The organism is Stenotrophomonas sp. 2YAF22 (assembly GCF_052114665.1).
Lineage (GTDB): Bacteria > Pseudomonadota > Gammaproteobacteria > Xanthomonadales > Xanthomonadaceae > Stenotrophomonas > Stenotrophomonas indicatrix.
On sequence record NZ_JBFRFE010000552.1, the window covers coordinates 1 to 2998 of the forward strand.

Sequence of the window (2998 nt, forward strand, 5' to 3'; positions counted from 1 at the left end):
CAACGAGACCATCGGTGTGTTGGATCTGCGCCGCAATCTGTCGGCGCTGCTGGAAACCACCCAGCGGCGGCCGCTGATGGTGCACCGCTATGGCGCGCCGTGGGTATGCGTGGTGTCCGACCCGCAGTGGCGGCAGCAGGCGGTGCTGCTGGAGTTCGAGCCACAGGACCATCCGTTGGCGATGCTGCTGCGGTTGCAGCGGCAGGCGCTGCCACTTTCGGAATCGGGAACGCTGCCTGCCGCTGCACTGGCACGTGCCTTGTTGCTGATGGCCATGCACGGCATCGAGGGTCTGGCGGCACTTCACGATCACGTGCGCTACCACCGGTTGTGGCACTGGTTCGTGGCCGCCAGCGATGCACAGATGGAGGGATGGCAGCTGCCACTGCTGCAGGCGACGACGGCGGCGCTGCTGGATGACGCGGACGCGATGCACGCGTTGGCGGCATTCGCGCAGCGCAGCGACGTTGCCGTGCTGGCCCGGCGGTGTGGCGGAGAGGCGCCGCGCCTGGACCTGCAAGCCTGCAGGCGGATGACGTTGCGGTGACATTCCCGCGATGCTGCCACGCACTGCTCAACATCGCATTCGTGCTGTCGCTTCGGTTGCCTTGCTGACGTCTTCTGCAGAGTACGACGCTCCCGCGTCGCGGAGCGCAGGCGACGCCGATGAACGACAGTCGCAGGATCAGCATGCTGGAGCTGGACCGCCACCTGAGCCAGTCGCTGGAGCAGGCACGGCATGCGCCAGTGAATGTGCAGCGCTATGGGCAGCCGTGGGTGTGGATGATGTCCAGCGATGCCTGGGCCGATGCGGCAAGGTGGTCAGCGCTGGATGTCAGCGGCCATCCATTGATGCTGCTGCGGCAGGCGCTGGACGCATGCCTGCAGCCGTGGCCTGAAGCGGCCTTGGCCACGCTTGCGCAGGAGAGCGCGGAGGTGCGCATGGTGCAGCGTGCGGTACTGCTGATCGCGCTGTGCGCCCCTGGCAGCGTGCAGCGCCTGCACGACGATCTGCGCTATCACCAGGTGTACCGGCAATTCATCGGCTTCGACCATGGCATGGCCTGGTCGCCCCCGCAGTGCATGCGCCTCCTGCAGGCGTGTGCCGCGCCACTGCTGCAGCACTGCGTGGAGGAAACGCTGGCGCGCGTTCCGTCTTCGCTGCTGGACGCTGCCTCCGTAGCGAACGCGCGCCGTGTGGGTGATCGGCTGCAGGAACGGCCGATTTCCGCAGGATGTTTATCGTACTGACACATGCGCCGCTGACCATGGGGCGGCGGTCTCTTCCAGGATGATGAGGGCGGAACAATGGCAACGCAGATGGGTGGTCGCAGGGCTCGGCAGCAAGGCTTCAGCCTGATCGAGATCATGGTGGTGGTGGTCATCATCGGCATTCTGGCTGCACTGATCGTGCCGCGGCTGATGGATCGCCCCGACCAGGCCCGCGTGGTGGCGGCACGCCAGGACATCGCCGCGCTGATGCAGGCCATGAAGCTGTACCGGTTGGACAATGGCCGTTATCCCAGCGCCGAGCAGGGCTTGCAGGGGTTGGTGAAGCCGCCGCAGGGCAGCGGCGCGATGCCGGTCACACCATACCTCGACCGCCTGCCGGATGACCCGTGGGGGCATCCCTACCAGTACCAGAACCCCGGCACGCACGGTGATATCGACGTGTTCTCGCTGGGGGCCGACAGCAAGCCCGGCGGTGAGGCTGGCAATGCGGACATCGGCTCCTGGCAGTTGTGAGGCCGAACAATGGCACGCCGGAAAAATCCAGGTACGTTTGCCCGCCAGCAGGGCATGGCGGTGATCGTGGCGATGCTGGTGGTGGCACTGGTGGCGGTGATCGCCACTGCACTGCTGACCCGTCAGGCAGCACAGTTGCGTGCGGTACGCAGCGATCAGCTGCGCATGCAGGTGCGCATGGCGGTAGATGCAACGCTGGAGCGCGCGGCGCAGCAGTTGCGTGACGACGCACGCGAGCAGTTGACCACCGTCGGCAACGGGCGCTGGGCACGGCCACTGCAGCTGCAGGCGCCACTGCCGGTGCACCTGCAGCTGGTGGACGCGCAGTCGAGGTTCAACCTGCGCACGCTGCTGGCTGACGGCCAACCTGCCGCAGAGGCACTGCGTGCGTTCACTTCGCTGTGTGTGGGGCAGGGGCTGCCCCGCGCGGCCTGTGCCAGCGCCGCAACGCAGGTCCAGTCGCGCCTGCGCGATGGCGATCGGCAGGCGCGTGCACCGTTGCCGCGTGAGTCGCTGATCGAGCAGGTGCTGGCAGGCGCCGATCCGGTGGCGATACAGGCACTGGCGCGGCGTACGGTGGTGCTGCCAGCGCAGACCCTGGTCAACGCCAATACAGGTGACATCGCCGTACTGCAGGCGGTTGCACCGGGGGTGGATGCCGGGCGCCTGCAGGCGCTGCTGGGCGAGCGCGATCGTGGCCACTGGCTGCTCAACCGCGGTGACATCGCCAACCGGCTGCAGCTGAGCAACGAACAGATGGCGCTGATGCCGCTGGGTATCCACAGCGAGTGGTTCCTGGCGGTAGGGCAGGTACAGGCAGACGGCGCATCCGTGGATTTCCGCGCATTGATCTGGCGCGAGTACCGTGACGACAGCGTGCGTGTGCAACGGGTATGGACAAGGATCGGTGCATGAGCCTGCAGCTGAGAGTGCGCCTGCCGGCGCTGGAACGATTGGATGGGGACAGCGCGGTTGAGTGGGCGCAGCTGCACAAGGACCGCGTGCTGGCCGCGGGCAGCGACCCTCTGTCGACGCTGGGCCAGCGCTTTCCGCAGGCGAGGGTGCATGCGAGCCTTGATCCGCAGGACCTGATCCTGCTTGAGCTGCAGCTGCCGCCGCTGCCCGGGCGACGCCTGCAGGCGGCCCTGCAGGGTGAAGTGGAAGCGATGCTGCTGGATGATCTGCAGGAGGTGGCGCTGAGCCATGGCACCCAGGCGGCCGATGGCACGGTGGCGGTGGCGTGGCTTGGCCT

Annotated in this window: 4 protein-coding genes and 1 pseudogene; all 5 read left to right on the forward strand. The window is 67.2% G+C overall.

All coding sequences use genetic code 11. The features are described from left to right. A partial coding sequence (locus AB4Y84_RS17980; RefSeq protein ID WP_442250587.1) for a hypothetical protein occupies positions 1–547 on the forward strand: 547 nt, incomplete at its 5' end. Between the two features lie 119 nt (positions 548–666). Then, entirely contained in the window at positions 667–1251 is a 585-nt protein-coding gene (locus AB4Y84_RS17985; RefSeq protein WP_363733486.1) for a hypothetical protein, read from the forward strand. A gap of 57 nt (positions 1252–1308) precedes the next feature. After that, on the forward strand, positions 1309–1746 hold the full coding sequence (gspG, locus tag AB4Y84_RS17990; RefSeq protein WP_313248187.1) for a type II secretion system major pseudopilin GspG: 438 nt from the start codon (positions 1309–1311) through the stop codon (positions 1744–1746). A gap of 9 nt (positions 1747–1755) precedes the next feature. Then, positions 1756–2661 (forward strand): type II secretion system minor pseudopilin GspK, encoded by a 906-nt coding sequence (gspK, locus tag AB4Y84_RS17995; protein ID WP_428704722.1) that lies wholly within the window; start codon positions 1756–1758, stop codon positions 2659–2661. Beyond that, positions 2658–2998 (forward strand): annotated as a pseudogene (locus AB4Y84_RS18000) (type II secretion system protein GspL); the annotation flags it as partial. The gene gspK and the pseudogene AB4Y84_RS18000, both read left to right, overlap by 4 nt.